The organism is Escherichia sp. WS1118 (genome assembly GCF_046487695.1).
GTDB lineage: Bacteria > Pseudomonadota > Gammaproteobacteria > Enterobacterales > Enterobacteriaceae > Escherichia > Escherichia coli.
This window is the reverse complement of record NZ_JBJQIZ010000007.1, coordinates 136,085-152,464: the sequence shown is the minus strand read 5'-3', so window position 1 is coordinate 152,464 and position 16,380 is coordinate 136,085. Positions and strand designations below refer to the sequence as shown.

Annotated in this window: 18 protein-coding genes, 1 tRNA gene and 1 pseudogene; 4 read left to right on the top strand and 16 right to left on the bottom strand. The window is 54.0% G+C overall.

Annotated elements, in window-relative coordinates; all coding sequences use genetic code 11:
* The first annotated feature begins 125 nt into the window (after positions 1 to 125).
* The 3 genes from ACJHYO_RS13915 (at position 126) to ACJHYO_RS13905 (ending at position 2,284) form a co-directional block, all read left to right on the top strand.
* Positions 126 to 353, top strand: coding sequence for a YejL family protein (locus ACJHYO_RS13915; protein ID WP_001135664.1), 228 nt, complete (start codon positions 126 to 128; stop codon positions 351 to 353).
* A gap of 19 nt (positions 354 to 372) precedes the next feature.
* Positions 373 to 2,133, top strand: a complete 1,761-nt coding sequence (yejM, locus tag ACJHYO_RS13910) for an LPS biosynthesis-modulating metalloenzyme YejM (RefSeq protein WP_000256203.1) — start codon at positions 373 to 375, stop codon at positions 2,131 to 2,133.
* A 74-nt stretch (positions 2,134 to 2,207) separates the two neighbouring features.
* Positions 2,208 to 2,284: transfer RNA gene (locus tag ACJHYO_RS13905), tRNA-Pro, on the top strand.
* Between the two features lie 131 nt (positions 2,285 to 2,415).
* On the opposite strand, the pseudogene ACJHYO_RS13900 reads toward ACJHYO_RS13905, so the two are convergent.
* Positions 2,416 to 3,169, bottom strand: a pseudogene (locus ACJHYO_RS13900) (autotransporter outer membrane beta-barrel domain-containing protein); the annotation flags it as partial.
* A 319-nt stretch (positions 3,170 to 3,488) separates the two neighbouring features.
* Between ACJHYO_RS13900 and narP the strand changes: the two are divergent.
* Positions 3,489 to 4,136, top strand: a complete 648-nt coding sequence (gene narP, locus ACJHYO_RS13895) for a nitrate/nitrite response regulator protein NarP (RefSeq protein WP_001113641.1) — start codon at positions 3,489 to 3,491, stop codon at positions 4,134 to 4,136.
* A 34-nt stretch (positions 4,137 to 4,170) separates the two neighbouring features.
* Here narP and ccmH read toward each other — a convergent pair whose 3' ends face one another.
* The 15 genes from ccmH to napF are packed head-to-tail and all read right to left on the bottom strand — an operon-like array spanning position 4,171 to position 16,310.
* The gene (ccmH, locus tag ACJHYO_RS13890) at positions 4,171 to 5,223 is read right to left on the bottom strand and encodes a cytochrome c-type biogenesis thiol:disulfide oxidoreductase CcmH (protein ID WP_001211575.1); all 1,053 of its coding nucleotides are present in this window, start codon (positions 5,221 to 5,223) and stop codon (positions 4,171 to 4,173) included.
* Positions 5,220 to 5,777: a thiol:disulfide interchange protein DsbE gene (gene dsbE, locus ACJHYO_RS13885; RefSeq protein ID WP_000824439.1), complete on the bottom strand. Its 558-nt coding sequence runs from the start codon at positions 5,775 to 5,777 to the stop codon at positions 5,220 to 5,222. Before dsbE ends, ccmH begins: the two co-directional genes overlap by 4 nt.
* Positions 5,774 to 7,717, bottom strand: a complete 1,944-nt coding sequence (ccmF, locus tag ACJHYO_RS13880) for a cytochrome c-type biogenesis heme lyase CcmF (RefSeq protein WP_000982445.1) — start codon at positions 7,715 to 7,717, stop codon at positions 5,774 to 5,776. The genes dsbE and ccmF overlap by 4 nt, the downstream gene beginning before the upstream one ends.
* Entirely contained in the window at positions 7,714 to 8,193 is a 480-nt protein-coding gene (ccmE, locus tag ACJHYO_RS13875; RefSeq protein WP_001026418.1) for a cytochrome c maturation protein CcmE, read from the bottom strand. Before ccmE ends, ccmF begins: the two co-directional genes overlap by 4 nt.
* Positions 8,190 to 8,399, bottom strand: coding sequence for a heme exporter protein CcmD (gene ccmD, locus ACJHYO_RS13870; RefSeq protein WP_000186540.1), 210 nt, complete (start codon positions 8,397 to 8,399; stop codon positions 8,190 to 8,192). The genes ccmE and ccmD overlap by 4 nt, the downstream gene beginning before the upstream one ends.
* On the bottom strand, positions 8,396 to 9,133 hold the full coding sequence (gene ccmC / locus ACJHYO_RS13865) for a heme exporter protein CcmC (RefSeq protein ID WP_001295447.1): 738 nt from the start codon (positions 9,131 to 9,133) through the stop codon (positions 8,396 to 8,398). Before ccmC ends, ccmD begins: the two co-directional genes overlap by 4 nt.
* 41 nt (positions 9,134 to 9,174) lie before the next feature.
* The gene (ccmB, locus tag ACJHYO_RS13860) at positions 9,175 to 9,837 is read right to left on the bottom strand and encodes a heme exporter protein CcmB (protein ID WP_085455442.1); all 663 of its coding nucleotides are present in this window, start codon (positions 9,835 to 9,837) and stop codon (positions 9,175 to 9,177) included.
* A complete protein-coding gene (gene ccmA / locus ACJHYO_RS13855; RefSeq protein WP_000525586.1) occupies positions 9,834 to 10,457 on the bottom strand; it encodes a cytochrome c biogenesis heme-transporting ATPase CcmA in 624 nt (207 codons plus the stop codon). The genes ccmB and ccmA overlap by 4 nt, the downstream gene beginning before the upstream one ends.
* A gap of 12 nt (positions 10,458 to 10,469) precedes the next feature.
* Positions 10,470 to 11,072 (bottom strand): cytochrome c-type protein NapC, encoded by a 603-nt coding sequence (napC, locus tag ACJHYO_RS13850; RefSeq protein ID WP_000528376.1) that lies wholly within the window; start codon positions 11,070 to 11,072, stop codon positions 10,470 to 10,472.
* 9 nt (positions 11,073 to 11,081) lie between these two features.
* Positions 11,082 to 11,531, bottom strand: coding sequence for a nitrate reductase cytochrome c-type subunit (gene napB / locus ACJHYO_RS13845; protein ID WP_000835174.1), 450 nt, complete (start codon positions 11,529 to 11,531; stop codon positions 11,082 to 11,084).
* On the bottom strand, positions 11,528 to 12,391 hold the full coding sequence (gene napH, locus ACJHYO_RS13840; protein ID WP_000013506.1) for a quinol dehydrogenase ferredoxin subunit NapH: 864 nt from the start codon (positions 12,389 to 12,391) through the stop codon (positions 11,528 to 11,530). Before napH ends, napB begins: the two co-directional genes overlap by 4 nt.
* On the bottom strand, positions 12,378 to 13,073 hold the full coding sequence (gene napG / locus ACJHYO_RS13835) for a ferredoxin-type protein NapG (protein ID WP_000091291.1): 696 nt from the start codon (positions 13,071 to 13,073) through the stop codon (positions 12,378 to 12,380). Before napG ends, napH begins: the two co-directional genes overlap by 14 nt.
* A 6-nt stretch (positions 13,074 to 13,079) precedes the next feature.
* Positions 13,080 to 15,566 carry a periplasmic nitrate reductase subunit alpha gene (gene napA / locus ACJHYO_RS13830; RefSeq protein ID WP_000778064.1) on the bottom strand — a complete coding sequence of 829 codons (2,487 nt, stop codon included), beginning with the start codon at positions 15,564 to 15,566 and terminating at the stop codon, positions 13,080 to 13,082.
* Positions 15,563 to 15,826 (bottom strand): chaperone NapD, encoded by a 264-nt coding sequence (gene napD / locus ACJHYO_RS13825; protein ID WP_000557384.1) that lies wholly within the window; start codon positions 15,824 to 15,826, stop codon positions 15,563 to 15,565. Before napD ends, napA begins: the two co-directional genes overlap by 4 nt.
* On the bottom strand, positions 15,816 to 16,310 hold the full coding sequence (napF, locus tag ACJHYO_RS13820) for a ferredoxin-type protein NapF (protein ID WP_000686723.1): 495 nt from the start codon (positions 16,308 to 16,310) through the stop codon (positions 15,816 to 15,818). The genes napD and napF overlap by 11 nt, the downstream gene beginning before the upstream one ends.
* Positions 16,311 to 16,380: the final 70 nt, after the last annotated feature.

Below are 16,380 nucleotides of genomic sequence, written 5' to 3'. Positions count from 1 at the left end.
ATAAAAGATGGCGGTCATTTTACAGAAGGCGGCGTAACGAGAATGATTTAACGCATAAAAAAGCAGAAAAAAAACCGTTGCTACGGTAATATGTTGCCCTTTCATCAACTAACTGATTTCGATTTATGCCACAAATTTCCCGCTACAGTGATGAACAGGTTGAACAATTGCTCGCAGAGCTGCTCAACATACTGGAAAAACATAAGGCTCCGACCGACCTTTCCCTGATGGTGTTAGGCAACATGGTCACTAACCTTATCAACACCAGCATTGCCCCGGCCCAACGCCAGGCAATTGCCAACTCTTTTGCCCGCGCCTTACAGTCCTCTATCAACGAAGACAAAGCGCACTAAGGGAAACAGATAACAGGTTATGGTAACTCATCGTCAGCGCTACCGTGAAAAAGTCTCCCAGATGGTCAGTTGGGGGCACTGGTTTGCACTGTTCAATATTCTGCTTTCGCTCGTCATTGGCAGCCGTTACCTGTTTATCGCCGACTGGCCGACAACGCTTGCTGGTCGCATTTATTCCTACGTAAGCATTATCGGTCATTTCAGCTTCCTGGTGTTCGCCACCTACTTGCTGATCCTCTTCCCGCTAACCTTTATCGTCGGCTCCCAGAGGCTGATGAGGTTTTTGTCCGTCATTCTGGCAACGGCGGGAATGACGCTATTACTGATCGACAGCGAAGTCTTTACTCGTTTCCATCTCCATCTTAATCCCATCGTCTGGCAGCTGGTTATCAACCCAGACGAAAATGAGATGGCGCGCGACTGGCAGCTAATGTTCATCAGTGTGCCGGTTATTTTATTGCTTGAACTGGTGTTTGCGACGTGGAGCTGGCAAAAGCTGCGCAGCCTGACGCGTCGTCGGCGCTTCGCGCGCCCGCTGGCCGCATTCTTATTTATCGCCTTTATCGCCTCGCATGTGGTTTATATCTGGGCCGATGCCAACTTCTATCGCCCGATCACCATGCAGCGCGCTAACCTGCCGCTTTCGTACCCGATGACGGCACGACGTTTTCTTGAGAAGCATGGCCTGCTTGATGCGCAGGAGTATCAACGCCGTCTTATTGAGCAAGGCAATCCAGACGCCGTTTCCGTTCAGTATCCGTTAAGCGAACTGCGCTATCGCGATATGGGCACCGGGCAGAATGTGCTGTTGATTACTGTCGATGGCCTGAACTACTCACGCTTCGAGAAGCAGATGCCTGCGCTGGCAGGTTTTGCTGAGCAAAATATTTCGTTCACGCGCCATATGAGCTCCGGCAACACTACAGACAACGGCATCTTTGGCCTGTTTTATGGCATCTCGCCAAGCTATATGGACGGCATTTTGTCGACCCGTACGCCTGCGGCGTTAATTACTGCGCTTAATCAGCAAGGCTATCAGCTGGGGTTATTCTCGTCAGATGGCTTTACCAGCCCGCTGTATCGGCAGGCATTGTTGTCAGATTTCTCGATGCCGAGTGTACGCACCCAATCCGACGAACAGACCGCCACGCAGTGGATCAACTGGCTGGGCCGCTACGCACAAGAAGATAACCGCTGGTTCTCGTGGGTCTCTTTCAATGGCACAAACATTGACGACAGCAATCAGCAGGCATTTGCACGGAAATATAGCCGGGCAGCAGGCAATGTCGATGACCAGATCAACCGCGTGCTCAATGCACTGCGTGATTCTGGCAAACTGGACAATACGGTGGTGATTATCACTGCCGGGCGGGGTATTCCGCTGAGCGAAGAGGAAGAAACCTTTGACTGGTCCCACGGTCATCTGCAGGTGCCATTAGTGATTCACTGGCCAGGCACCCCGGCGCAGCGTATTAATGCGCTGACTGATCATACCGATCTGATGACGACGCTGATGCAACGCCTGCTACATGTCAGCACACCTGCCAGCGAATATTCGCAAGGTCAGGATTTGTTCAACCCTCAACGCCGCCATTACTGGGTTACCGCCGCGGATAACGATACGCTGGCAATTACCACCCCGAAAAAGACGCTGGTGCTGAACAATAACGGTAAATACCGCACTTACAACTTACGTGGTGAAAGAGTGAAAGATGAAAAACCACAGTTAAGTTTGTTATTGCAAGTACTGACAGACGAGAAGCGTTTTATCGCTAACTGATTAATTATAAATCAGTTAGCAAAATATCTTACTTGCAATCGGTGTGGAAAACGGTAGTATTAGCAGCCACGAGTCGGCACGTAGCGCAGCCTGGTAGCGCACCGTCATGGGGTGTCGGGGGTCGGAGGTTCAAATCCTCTCGTGCCGACCAAAAATCCCAAGAAAACCAACCTATTGCGGTTGGTTTTTTTATATCTGCATTTAATTCGATAAACAGACCGCGACACATCACGGCCTGTTTATTTTCTGTTATCAGAACGTCCAGACTACACCCGCCTGAGTTGTGCTGCTTTCTTCACAGGAGAAACGGCTGTCGATACCAAGCGTTAGCCCCGTCAATGTTTGCTCAAAGCCAGCTCCCGCATCAGTGTTCACGCTGTTGCGGCTGTTAATTGCCGAACTCCACATCGCCGCCCTTTACGCTACCAAGACGCTCACGCACGGTGTCCAGTTCTGCATCAAATACCAGCGGTTGTGCTGCCGCCATATTCAGCACATCCGTGGTTGAAGGGGGCATTTGTACGCGATTCTCTGCGAGACTCCAGCTATGGTTGCCATTATCCAGCAAGGTATATTCATACGTACTGATATCAACAACGCCTCCGGCATTGCCCAACGTAAATGCCGCATCACCGCGCCCTCCTTTAATCGTGGGATCAGTCGCCGCGCCATAAACCTGTAGCACTCCATTATTGATCGTAGTCTGATTTACCGCGCCACCCATTTGAACAATTTGATAACCATCATTTAATACTGCGTATTCTGCGGTGCCATTTATTTCAACGTACTGATATCCCCCGTTAATTTCAGTATTACTACTTACACCAAATTCTTATATATGCTGTTCTCCGCCAGGATTGATTTTCGTATTATTGGCGGCCCCATAAACCAGCTGGATATCTTTTTCCAGGACAACACCATCAACTGTCTCACCATACTCAACAGTTGATGCTAATGCTATGGGTGAATATAACGCTGTAGCCACCAGAACAGATATTGCGGAACGACAAAGAGAAACAGAACCAGATTGGTGCATTAAGCTTTCATCCTATGAAATTAATTGCTGTTAAAAGCATTGGGGACAGAAAATACCCATAGCTCCATACCCGGAGTCAGTTTTTAAAAACTGTTTAAAGAAATGCACAAGTATTGTGATTGATTTTTTAGTTGTTTTTCCTGATGAGAAGCTGATGCAAAATTCCGTCTTTATAATGAAGATGATGCCAAAGCGAACGACAAAGTTGTAGTTTCCACTACATGTCCATACATAAAATGGGGTAACATTCACGCGCCTGGTAGCGTTACCAACGCTACGCTCAAACATAATGATTCTAATAAAACCTCAGGAGACTACTATGCCTGAAGCAACGCCTTTTCAGGTGATGATTGTGGATGATCATCCACTTATGCGACGCGGTGTTCGTCAGTTACTGGAGCTTGATTCTGGCTTTGAAGTGGTCGCCGAAGCGGGCGACGGCGCAAGCGCGATCGATCTGGCGAATAGACTGGATATCGACGTGATCTTGCTGGATCTCAATATGAAAGGCATGAGTGGCCTGGATACCCTCAATGCCTTGCGCAGGGATGGCGTTACCGCGCAAATTATTATCCTGACCGTATCAGATGCCTCCAGCGATGTCTTTGCACTGATAGACGCAGGCGCAGACGGTTATCTGTTGAAAGACAGCGACCCGGAAGTGTTACTGGAAGCAATTCGTGCCGGAGCGAAAGGCAGCAAAGTCTTTAGCGAACGCGTCAATCAGTACTTACGTGAACGTGAAATGTTTGGCGCGGAAGAAGACCCCTTCAGCGTGCTGACAGAACGCGAGCTGGATGTTCTGCACGAGCTGGCACAGGGGCTGTCAAATAAACAGATTGCCTCGGTGTTGAATATTTCCGAGCAGACAGTAAAAGTCCATATTCGCAATCTGCTGCGTAAACTCAACGTCCGCTCACGCGTGGCGGCCACCATTCTGTTCCTGCAACAACGCGGGGCACAATAAAAATAGCCCGATGGCATCACCATCGGGCCACTTTTTATTTACTCTCCTGCGGCGACAAATGTTGCATCGCCTGCGCGATACTACGTTCGATCACCGCACGGCGAGTATCGTTGGCAGGTAAGAGTTTCAACATCATCTCCCACGCGGCAACGGCTTCGCCAAATCGTTGCTGCTCAAAGGCATTAAATGCATACATGCTTAACACACGGATATTGCTATGGTCCGTTCTCACCAACTGGCGCAGCAGTTCGCCGCCGAGGCGGTTGTCGTTGGGATCAGATGAACGTGTCAACGCTTCAGCGTATCCCAGTGCAGCATCGCTGTTTTTCGGATCGAGGCGATACGCAGTGGCGTATGCATCGGTGGCGATACTGGCGTTACCCAGCGCCATGCCAACGCGGCCCAACATAATCCAGCCTTCTATATCTCCCGGATTTTTTTGCAGTTGAGTACGCATCCCCAGCGCAAGGCGCGACATCTCTTCTTCGTTGAGCGGATCGGCTTTCGGATCCAGCGCCCTGTCCAGTAACGCCGGAGCCTGTGCCGTGGCCTGCTGCCAGATTTTCACCTGCTGATAATTGCCAGTCTGGTAGTAGCTGACGCCAGCCACAATTAACGCCACCACAATACCCGGCAGATAAACAACATATCCGGCACGCTTACCTTCCGGCACGCTTTGTTCTGGAAACGCTTCCGGCACCACGCGTACCCGACGCCGCGAACGGGCGTATATGACCCAACCGCCAATGCCAATAGCCACTACTGGCAGCACCCACAGCAGCACGGTCAGCGGCGTTAACGGCGGATCGTAAGTGACGAAGTTGCCGTAACGCGCCACCATATAATCGACAATCTCTTTCTTACTTTTGCCTTCCTGCATCAGTTCATACACTTTCTGGCGCAGGTCGGTGGCAATCATCGAGTTGGAATCGGCAATGCTGTTGTTCTGGCATTTCGGGCAGCGCAGTTCTTCAGTGAGCTGACGGAACTGTTGTTCCTGTGCTTCATCTTTAAACTGCAACACGTCGATGGTCGCCAGCGCTGAGCCGGAGATCATCAGCATCAGCACGCCCAATAAAAACCTCATTGTGCGGCCTCCTTACTGTATTTCTCCCACAGTGGCTTGATCTCTTCTTCCCAGACGCGAGGATTGAGATCGCCCGCATGGCGATAGCGAATGATGCCGTTGCCGTCAATAAGGAACGTTTCTGGCGCGCCATAGACACCGAGATCCAGCCCTAACATGCCGTCGCCATCAAACAGGCTTAGCGCGTAAGGATTGCCCAGCTCTTTCAGCCAGCTGATTGCCTTCTGGCGATCGTCTTTATAGTTCATGCCGACCACGCGGATGCCCTGCGCAGAAAGCTGATTCAGATATTGATGTTCCGCACGGCAGGTCGGACACCAGGTCGCCCAGACGTTAAGCAGCACCGGTTTGCCCTGAGTCAGCACATCCGCCTGATAAAACTGCCCCGGATTGTCCAGTGATTCGAGGCGAAACTTCGGCACTGGCTTGCCAATGAGCGCCGATTCCAGATTGGTCGGATCATCCCCTTCGGCATTACGCGCCAGCTGCCACAGCAGCGCCGCGGCAATCGCCAGGAAGATAATCAACGGAATTAACAATACCTTGCGCTTCATGCAGCCTCCGGCGCAGTTTTCTGCGGGTTCACGCGCTTACGATAGCGAGGATCAAACAGACACAGCAGTCCGCCCAACGCCATCATCAGCCCGCCCGCCCAAATCCAGCGAACAAATGGTTTGTAGTAAAGACGCACGGCCCACGCGCCGTTTTCCAGCTCTTCACCGAGTGCCGCGTACAGGTCACGCGTGATGCCACCGTCAATCGCCGCTTCGGTCATCATCGACCCGGCAGTGTTGTAATAACGTTTTTCTGCATACAGCACTGTTTCCGGCTTGCCATCTCGCGTTACGCCGATAGTCGCCACACCGCCACGCCAGTTCGGACCGGTCACCTCTTTGACATCACGGAAGGTGAAGCGATATTCATGAATATCGACGCTATCGCCGGACTTCATGCGCACATCACGCTCAACGCTATAGTTCTGACTAAAAGCAATGCCAACAATTGTCACTGCCAGCCCCAGGTGAGCCGCCACCATCCCCCAATAACTGAAGGTGGTTTTCGTGCCGCGTGAAATACGCAGCGCAGCTTCCGCAATTGCCAGCACCGCAATCCAGCAGGCCATTGCCAGGCCGAGCACTGTCATCGCCACAACTTTGCTTTCGAACAGCCACGGCAACAGCAGCGACAGCACCAGCGTAGAGATGAAGGCGATAATCAACAAATTGCGGATTTTACGTGGGCGATCGCGTCCCCAGCGCACCAGAGGGCCGACACCAAGCAGTAGCGCAAACGGCACCATCAACCAGGTAAACATGGTGTTGAAGAACGGTTCGCCAATCGAAATACTGCCCAGTCCCAGTTGCTTGTGCACCAGCGGCAGCAACGTCCCCAGCAACACCACCAGCATCGCGGCGACCAGCAAAACGTTGTTCGCTAACAGCAAAGATTCCCGCGACCACAGCGCATTGTTTACGCGTGAGCGAACTTTGTGTCCACGCGCGGCAAACAGCAGCAGCGAACCGCCAATCACCAGCACCATAAAGGCGAGGATAAACATACCGCGCGCCGGATCAGACGCAAACGCGTGTACCGATACCAGCACGCCGGAACGCACCAGGAAAGTCCCCAGCAGACACAACGAGAAGGCACTGATTGCCAGCAGCAATGTCCACGCTTTGAAGCTGGCGCGTTGTTCAGTGACCGCCAGTGAGTGCATCAGCGCAGTCCCCACCAGCCACGGCATAAACGAGGCGTTTTCTACCGGATCCCAGAACCACCAGCCGCCCCAGCCGAGTTCGTAATAGGCCCATGCGGAACCGAGCACAATGCCGAGCGTCAGGAAGATCCACGCCGCCAGCGTCCACGGACGAGTAAAACGCGCATAAGTGCTGTCCAGACGCCCACTCAGCAAAGAAGCAATGGCAAAAGCAAACGCCACCGAGAAACCCACGTACCCCATATAAAGCAGAGGCGGATGGAAGATCAGCCCCGGATCCTGCAACAGCGGGTTAAGATCACGCCCTTCAATCGGGAAATTCGGCAGCGTGCGTGAGAACGGGTTAGAGGTAAAGAGAATGAACAGCAAAAAGCCGACACTGACCATCCCCATTATCGCCAGTACGCGGGCAACAATATCCAGCGGAATACGCTGACTAAAAATCGCTACCGCAAAGGTCCAGCCGCTCATCAGTAGCACCCACAGCAGGAGCGAGCCTTCATGCGCCCCCCAGGTAGCCGCCACGCGATACCACACCGGAAGCTGGGTATTGGAGTTGCTGGCAACATAGGTGACGGTAAAGTCGTTGACCACGAAAGCATTGACCAGCACCAGAAATGCGCCAGCCACAGACATAAACAGCAGCCAGGCAAACAAGCGGGAAGACGCCATCATGCGCGCGTCCCCGCGCGCCACGCCCCATAGCGGATACACAGACAGCAGCAGCGCAATTCCTAGCGCCAGACACAGCAGCCCGTTACCAATTTCTGGCATCATGATGCTGGGTCCTTATAAACACTCGCCGGGCGACGGTGGTTAGCTTCCATCGCTTTCTCAACTTCTGGCGGCGTGTAGTTTTCATCGTGTTTCGCCAGCACTTCTTTCGCGAGGATATGATTGCCTTTTTCCAGTTCGCCCTGCACCACAACGCCCTGCCCTTCACGGAACAGATCCGGCAAAATGCCTTCGTAAGAGACATCTACTGAACCTTCAGCGTCGTAAATGGTGAAAGTTACTTTTAGCGAATTGGGATCGCGCTGCACACTCCCCGGCATCACCATCCCGCCAACGCGCAGACGCTGACCGACTTCCGGCATCTGCTGAGTTTCACGCTTGCCGTAGAGAATCTCCCCCGGCGTATAAAAGAGATCAATATTCGAGCGCAGCGCATATAGCACCAGACCGATAGTCAGCGCCAGCCCCGCCAGCACGGCACAGGCAATCCACAAGCGGTTTTTACGGCGAATATTCATGCAGCCTCCTGCTGTTGCGCAGCACGTAAACGCGCCTCACGCGCCCGCTGTTGCGCCACGCCACGCAGAATTGCGCGATGTTGCATCACCGAGTGCACGACCAAAACCACCAGCGGAATAACGGTCATCACCACCGCCAGCCAGACAAAAAAGGCGTAACCGCCCATTGCGAAAAATTCATTCCAGGAAGCAAATGCAGGGGTCATTTACGGCCTCTTTTCAGTATCAGTTCACTCACCCACGGACGGCGTTTTTCCATCAGCAAAATCAAATTACGCATCCGCATCAGCGTCAGCGTGGCAGACAGGAGCAGGAAGCCAAAAATCGACCAGCGCAGCGGCGAACGCATCGCCGGATCGATACTTTGCTGCATTCGCGTTGATCCCTGATGCAGGGTGTTCCACCACTCCACGGAGTAATGAATAATCGGCAGATTCACCACGCCAATCAGCACCAGGATACCTGCCGCACGGCCAGCCAGACGACGGTCGTCGAAGGCGTGCCACAGGGCAATGACACCAACATACAGAAACAGCAGCACCAGTTCAGAAGTCAGACGTGCATCCCATACCCACCAGGTGCCCCACATCGGTTTTCCCCATGCAGAGCCGGTAACCAGGGCAATAAAGGTAAACACGGCACCAATGGGGGCCATCGCCGCCACCGCCAGGTTGGCCATTTTCATCTGCCAGACCAGGCCAATAAACGCTGCCACCGCCATTGATGCATAAATGCCCATCGACCAGATCGCCGCAGGCACATGCAGGTAGATAATGCGGTAGCTATTTCCCTGCTGATAATCAGCCGGAGCAAAGCCGAATCCCCAGATCCAGCCGACGGTAAGCACGACCACACTGGCAATTGCCAGCCACGGTATAAACCAGCCACAGATTTGATACAGCCGTGGTGGGATCGCCAGTTGATGCAGTGTTTTCCACATAGTTTCGATACCAGACTCGAACAAAAATCAGTAATCCAGCGTTATTGAATGCTGATTCGTAACGCTGCCGCCGTCGCAAAAGGACTTAATGTCGCGGTGCCTGCCAGCAACGCGCCTAAAATTGCCAGATACCCATCAACGGGCAAATGCATAGAAGCCGCGTCCATCGCGGCGGTGGCAAAGATGAGTAATGGGATAGTCAGCGGTAACACCAGTATGCTGAGCAGCACACCACCGCGCTTAAGTCCCACTGTCAGCGCCACGCCCGGCGCACTAAGAAAGCCAAGCGTAGGGGTTCCCAGCAGTAGCGTTAACGCCATCACTTGCCAGCCATAAACATCCATTCCCAGTAGCATTGCTACCAGGGGCGAAAGGATGAGTAACGGCAGACCGGTTACCATCCAGTGCGCCATCACCTTCGCCAGCACAGCGGCGGGCAAGGGTAACGGCAACAACATCAATTGTTCAAGACTGCCGTCCTGCAAATCGTCACGGAACAGTCGCTCGAGTGCCAGCAAGGATGAAAGCAGCGCGGCAACCCAGATAATGCCCGGCGCAATACGCGCCAGCAGTTGCGGCTCCGGACCGATACTGAGCGGAAAAAGGGTAATTACAATCAGGAAGAACCACAGCGGGTTGGCGATTTCGGCGCTATGGCGAAACGCTACGCGCAGCTCAAGACGGAAAATGCGCCAGAACATCATGCGGCCCCCGTTTGCGTCAGTGAAATGCGGCGAATTTTACTTTCAGCAACGTTGAGCGGCTGGTGGGTAGTCAGAATCACAATCCCCCCCTGCTCCGTATGCTGCGCCATACGCTGGGTCAGACGATCGACGCCGTTAACGTCAATCGCGGTAAAAGGCTCGTCGAGTATCCATAACGTGGCACGGGTCAGCCACAGACGCGCTAAAGCGACGCGGCGTTGTTGCCCGGCAGAAAGTTGATTTACAGGAATATCTTCGAATCCGGCAAGCCCGGCCTGCGCCAGGGCTTCCAGACATTGTGCGGTATCGCCATCGCGATGATAAAAGTGCAGATTTTCTAACGCCGTCAGCCGGGTTTTGATCCCCGGCTGATGGCCTATCCATAACAGGTTTTGATGGTAGCTGTCGCGTACCTGATGCAAGGGCTGCCCTTGCCAGAGAACCTCGCCTGCGTCAGGGCGAGACAACCCCGTCAGCAAACGGAGAAGCGTTGTCTTCCCCGCGCCGTTGCTACCGGTGATTTGTACCCACTCTCCTGCGTTCAGCGTAAATGATAAACCACTAAATAAGGTTCGTTCATCCCGCTCGCAAAGTAACTCTCTGGCTTCAAGCATACCCACGCAATAACCCTGTTAAAAACCTGGCTCGACTTCACGCATGTCGGGCAGCTTGTGCGCTATCCCTTTATGGCAATCAATACAGGTTTGCCCATCTTTCACCGCCTGGTCATGCATCTTCGCGGCAACCGATTTCTGGGCGGTTGTATCCATATACTCGAAGTTGTGACAGTTACGGCACTCCTGCGAGTTGTTGTCCTTCATGCGCCGCCACTCATTCTGTGCCATCGTCAGGCGATGAGCTTCAAATTTCTGCGGCGTGTCAATAACGCCAAAAATTTTACCATACAGCTCTTTACTTGCTTTGAGCTTGCGTATCATCTTTGGCACAAACTCGTGCGGAACGTGACAATCCGGACAGGTCGCACGGACGCCGCTACGGTTGTTGTAGTGCACGGAATCCATGTATTCCTGATACACCGTGTTACGCATTTCGTGGCAGCTAATGCAGAACTCTTCGGTATTGGCTTTTTCCATCCCGGTGTTAAAGCCGCCCCAGAAGACGATGCCGCCGACAAAACCGATCAACAGCAGCGTCCCTAGCGCCAGACGGCTGGGGGTACGCCACCATTTCCACAGGCGCTTAATCAGACCAGGCTTACGGTCAGAATTTCCCATAATAACCTCTTATTTCCCGTAACCTTTTGATGGGGTAAAGGTATTCCCCACGATTGGCGCGGTATCGGCCTGCGGTACGTGACATTGCAGACAGAAATAACGACGCGGAGCCACTTCCGCGCCCACTTTGCCGTCGCTGTCCATAAAGTGAGTAGGACTAATGCGCGGCGCGCCAGTGGTGCGATAACTTTCGACACCGTGGCACTGCAAGCAGCGGTTGGTATTGGTCGTTACCTGATAACCTTCAACGCTATGCGGGATCATTGGCGGCTGATTCACATAGTTCAGCGGCATCCGATCCTGCTCTTTTGGCATCCGAATGGCCCCTTCCTGCGTCCCGGATACTTCCGGCGACTGGCTAAAATCGACGCCATTAGCCGCCCAAACCGCGCCGCTTACCACCAGGGCCAGCATCGCCGTCCATTGACACAGCGCTTTCTTCAGGTCATGGCTTTTCATGATTTCGCTCCCGAACTCCATCGTGTAGTTATTGTAAATACATCCTCAGAACAGACATCCACGCAGCGACCGCACGTCATGCAATCGCGGCTGGTGACCTGCACCGGGCTTTGTTCATCCAGCACCGGGGCACGTAGCACATGCGGTTCCGGGCAAACATGAAAACAATCCATACAGCGGTTACATTTCTGCCGATCGGTGGCCGCAACGGTAATCACACCTTTGCTACCCAGCACGCCATACAGCGCGCCAACCGGACAAATGTGCCCGCACCAGCCGTGTTCAACGACCAGTAGATCAAATAAAAACAGCGCGAGAATAAGCAGCGCGCCGCTGCCGAATCCCATTACCAGACTGCGCCCCATCAGGGAAACGGGGTTGATCCATTCCCAGATGAGCGTGCCGGTTAAGGCCGATCCCAGCAGAATGACCACCAACAGCACGTAGCGAATGTGGCGAGGGATCGTCGCAGACTGATTGAGGTCAAAGCGCCTGCGTAACCAGTTCGCTAAGTCGGTAATCGGGTTCAGCGGACAGACCCAGCTGCAAAATAATCGCTTTCCTGCCAGGGCGTAGAGCACGGTGATAATCACCGCACCGGTCAACGCCACCGTGGCAGGCAGATGACCGCTGGCAAGACTTTGCAGTGTCATCAGCGGATCGGTCAGTGGAACGGTGTCGAATAACAGGCTACTGCTGTAGTTGCCGTGCAAGATCCACACACCAAACCACGGACCGCTCAAAAACATCCCCAGCACGAAGAATTGACAAAGGCGACGTAACACTAACCAACGGTGACTGCGCCACCAGCCTTTTTTCTCCAGCGCCTCGCGCCCGGCGTCACGTTTACGATTTGCCATTGTTCCCCTCCAGCCAGCCGAAGCGGTAATGGTGACCTAACTCCCCTTTCGCCAGTGACAGCGGTAACACCTTGATTGCCGGTTGTTCCAGCACGCACACTTTTTCGCACTTACCGCAGCCGGTACAGGCGTCGCTGTGAACCGTCGGCAGAAAGCGGGCGTGCTTACCGGTTCGCGTGTTGCGCTCCAGCTCCAGGGTGATGGCCTCATCAATTTTCGGGCATTCGCGATAACAAACATCGCAGCGCAGCCCCTGAAAGTTGAGACAGTTTTCCTGGTCCACCAGTACCGCCAGCCCCATCCGTGCGTCGTCGATCGATTCGATCTCACGATCCAGCGCTCCGCTCGGGCACACTTTGGCGCACGGAATGTCCTCACACATTTCGCAAGGAATATCCCGTGCGACAAAATATGGCGTGCCCGCCGACAGACCAGAGGCCAGCGTCGCCAGTTTTAAGGTGTCGTAAGGGCAAGCCTGAACACACTGACCGCAACGCACACAGGCACTGGCAAAGGCGTTCTCGTTTATGGCTCCGGGCGGGCGCAACCGCACGCCAGATGCGCGTGCGGTTTGCTGTTGTAACCCCAGCGCCACACCCACGGCAGCCAGCCCGCCTGCTGTGCGAACAACATCGCGCAGAAAGCGGCGGCGACCATTTTGAGGTTTCGCTGACCGGGACATAATGGCTTACACCTTCTCCAGTTTGACCGCGCACTTCTTGAAGTCCGTCTCTTTCGAGAGCGGATCGGTCGCATCCAGCGTCAGTTTGTTAACCAGCTGTGCGGCGTCGAAGAACGGCATGTACACCAGGCCCTGCGGTGGACGGTTACGGCCGCGCGTTTCGACAATCGAGATCACTTCGCCACGGCGAGAAACCACTTTCACTTTGTCGCCACGACGCAGATCGCGCGCTTTCGCATCCAGCGGGTGAATAAACAGGACCGCTTCAGGGAAGGCGCGGTGCAGTTCCGGTACACGGCGAGTCATACTGCCGGTATGCCAGTGCTCCAGGACGCGTCCGGTAGAGAGCCACAGGTCGTACTCTTCATCCGGTGCTTCCGCCGCCGGTTCGAACGGCAGCGCGAAGATCACCGCTTTGCCATCCGGTTTACCGTAGAACTTGTAGCCTTCGCCCGCTTTCACGTACGGGTCGTTACCTTCGCTATAACGCCACTGCGTTTCTTTACCGTTCACCACCGGCCAGCGCAGACCGCGTGCTTTGTGGTAGTCATCGAACGGCGCGAGATCGTGACCGTGACCGCGACCAAACCATGCGTACTCTTCGAACAGCCCTTTTTGCAGATAGAAGCCCAGCTCGCGGGATTCATCGTTCAGCTGATCTTCCGCCAGTTCGGATAGCGGGAATTTGCTCACTTCCGGGGTGGCATACAGAACTTCGTACAGCGTTTTGCCACGCAGTTCCGGTTTCTTCGCCAGCAGCTCTTCCGGCCATACTTCTTCAGTTTTGAAGCGGCGGGAGAACTGGACTAACTGCCAGAGATCCGATTTCGCTTCGCCCGGTGCCTGTACCTGCTGACGCCAGAATTGAGTACGGCGTTCGGCGTTACCGTAAGCCCCCTCTTTCTCTACCCACATTGCGGTCGGCAGGATCAAGTCCGCTGCCAGCGCACTGACTGTCGGATACGGATCGGAAACGATGATAAAGTTGCGCGGATCGCGCCAGCCTGGCATACGCTCTTCATTAATGTTCGGCCCGGCCTGCATGTTGTTGGTACACATGGTCCAGTAAACATTCAGCTTGCCGTCTTTCAGCGCACGGTCTTGTGCCACCGCGTGCAGACCGATTTTCGCCGGAATGGTGCCACTCGGGATATTCCACTTCTTCTCGCAAATATCACGATGTTTCTCGTTAGTCACCACCATGTCCGCAGGCAGACGGTGAGCAAAGGTGCCCACTTCACGCGCAGTACCACACGCGGAAGGCTGCCCGGTCAGGGAGAACGGACCGCAACCCGGCTGGGAAATTTTGCCGGTCAGCAGGTGCAGGTTGTAGACCAGGTTGTTGGCCCACACACCACGGGTATGCTGGTTGAAGCCCATCGTCCAGTAGGAGATGACTTTCTTGTTCGGATCGGCATACAGCTGCGCCAGTTGTTCTAACTGGTCTTTCGGCACGCCGGTCATTTCGGCGGTTTTTTCCAGCGTATATTCAGCAACGAAGGCTTTGTAATCTTCAAAGCTCATCGGTTCGGAGGCGTCAGAACCCGGATTCTTCGCTGCTTTTTCCAGCGGATGGGTCGGACGTAAACCGTAGCCGATATCCGTCGCCCCTTTGCGCAGGTTAACGTGTTTGCTGAAGAAGTCCTGATTTATCGCATTGTTTTGAATGATATAGTTGGCGATATAGTTCAGGATCACCAGGTCAGATTGCGGCGTAAAGATGATGCCGTTATCCGCCAGCTCGAAGCTACGATGCTGGTAGGTAGAAAGCACCGCCACGGTAACGTTCTGGTTAGAGAGACGACGGTTAGTGATGCGCGACCAGAGGATCGGGTGCATCTCCGCCATGTTTGCGCCCCACAGCACAAACGCGTCAGCCTGCTCGATGTCGTCGTAGCAGCCCATCGGCTCATCCATACCAAAGGTACGCATAAAGCCAACTACTGCCGACGCCATACAGTGACGCGCGTTCGGGTCGATGTTGTTCGAACGGAAGCCCGCTTTAAACAGCTTGGACGCGGCATAACCTTCCCAGATAGTCCACTGACCAGAACCGAACATACCGATCGATTCCGGCCCTTTTTCTTTCAGGGCGGTTTTGAATTTCTCTTCCATCACATCGAAGGCCTGATCCCAGGTGATTGGGGTAAATTCGCCTTCTTTGTCATATTTACCGTTTTTCATACGCAGCAGCGGCTGCGTCAAACGGTCTTTACCGTACATGATTTTGGGCAGGAAATAGCCCTTAATGCAGTTCAGGCCACGGTTAACCGGTGCGTCCGGGTCGCCCTGACAGGCCACCACACGCCCCTGCTGCGTTCCGACCAGAACGCCGCAACCCGTACCGCAGAAACGGCACGGCGCTTTATCCCATTTAATGGCTTCCTGCTGACCAACAACGGCGCGGGCAACGCCCGGCACGCTGAGACCGGCAGCCGCCGCAGCGGCCGCAACGGCGTTAGCTTTCATAAAGCTACGACGACTGAGTTTCATGGTGTTTCCTCACCTTGCTCTTCCTGCTGGTGATAAACCAGCGACACCGCCAGCACGCCCTCTACGTTGCGTACTGACTCAATGGTTTGGATCAGCGTTTCGCTGTCTTCTGCTTCCACCACCACAATCAACTGACCGCTCGGCGCGTCGCTGACAGCAACTTCACAGCCGGTAAAGGCGTTCAGTTGGGTGCTGATGTCTGAAATTCGTTCGCTTTTGGCCTGCACGACCAGGCTGCAAACTTGCCAGTTAGTGTGCATGGAGATACTCCGCAGTTATGGCTGATACCGGACAGCTGGCTGCACATGCTCCACATCCGTTGCAAAGTTGGCTATTAAGTTGCGGCTGGTAGATCCCGGAGAGCGTCGGGCGAAAGATAATTGCCATTGGCTCACAGCTATCCTGACAGCGGCGGCATTCAACTGACTGATACGCCAGGCACGCGTCCCCAATGGTGAACTGCAAATCCCAGGCCCTGGTGTGGCGCGGAGAAAATAGCGATTCGGGGCAAGCCTGCGCGCAGGCGTAACAGAAGCTGCACTCGTTATTTTTGAAATTAACGCTCGGATAGCCACCCGCGCCGCGTTGCAGAATGTTGTTTTCACAAGCATTAATACAGGCGTCGCAGCGGGTGCAATGGGTCAGAAAATGAGATTCATCACCGGACCAGGGCGGACGGATACCGTTACTGGCTTTGCGCCAGCGACCAGTGAGTATGCCCCGACGGGATGCATCAATCTTCACATTGACCTTCCATCATTAACGCGCTCTGAAAATTGAGAGCGACCAAATAAACCGCATAATTAATAAGCCA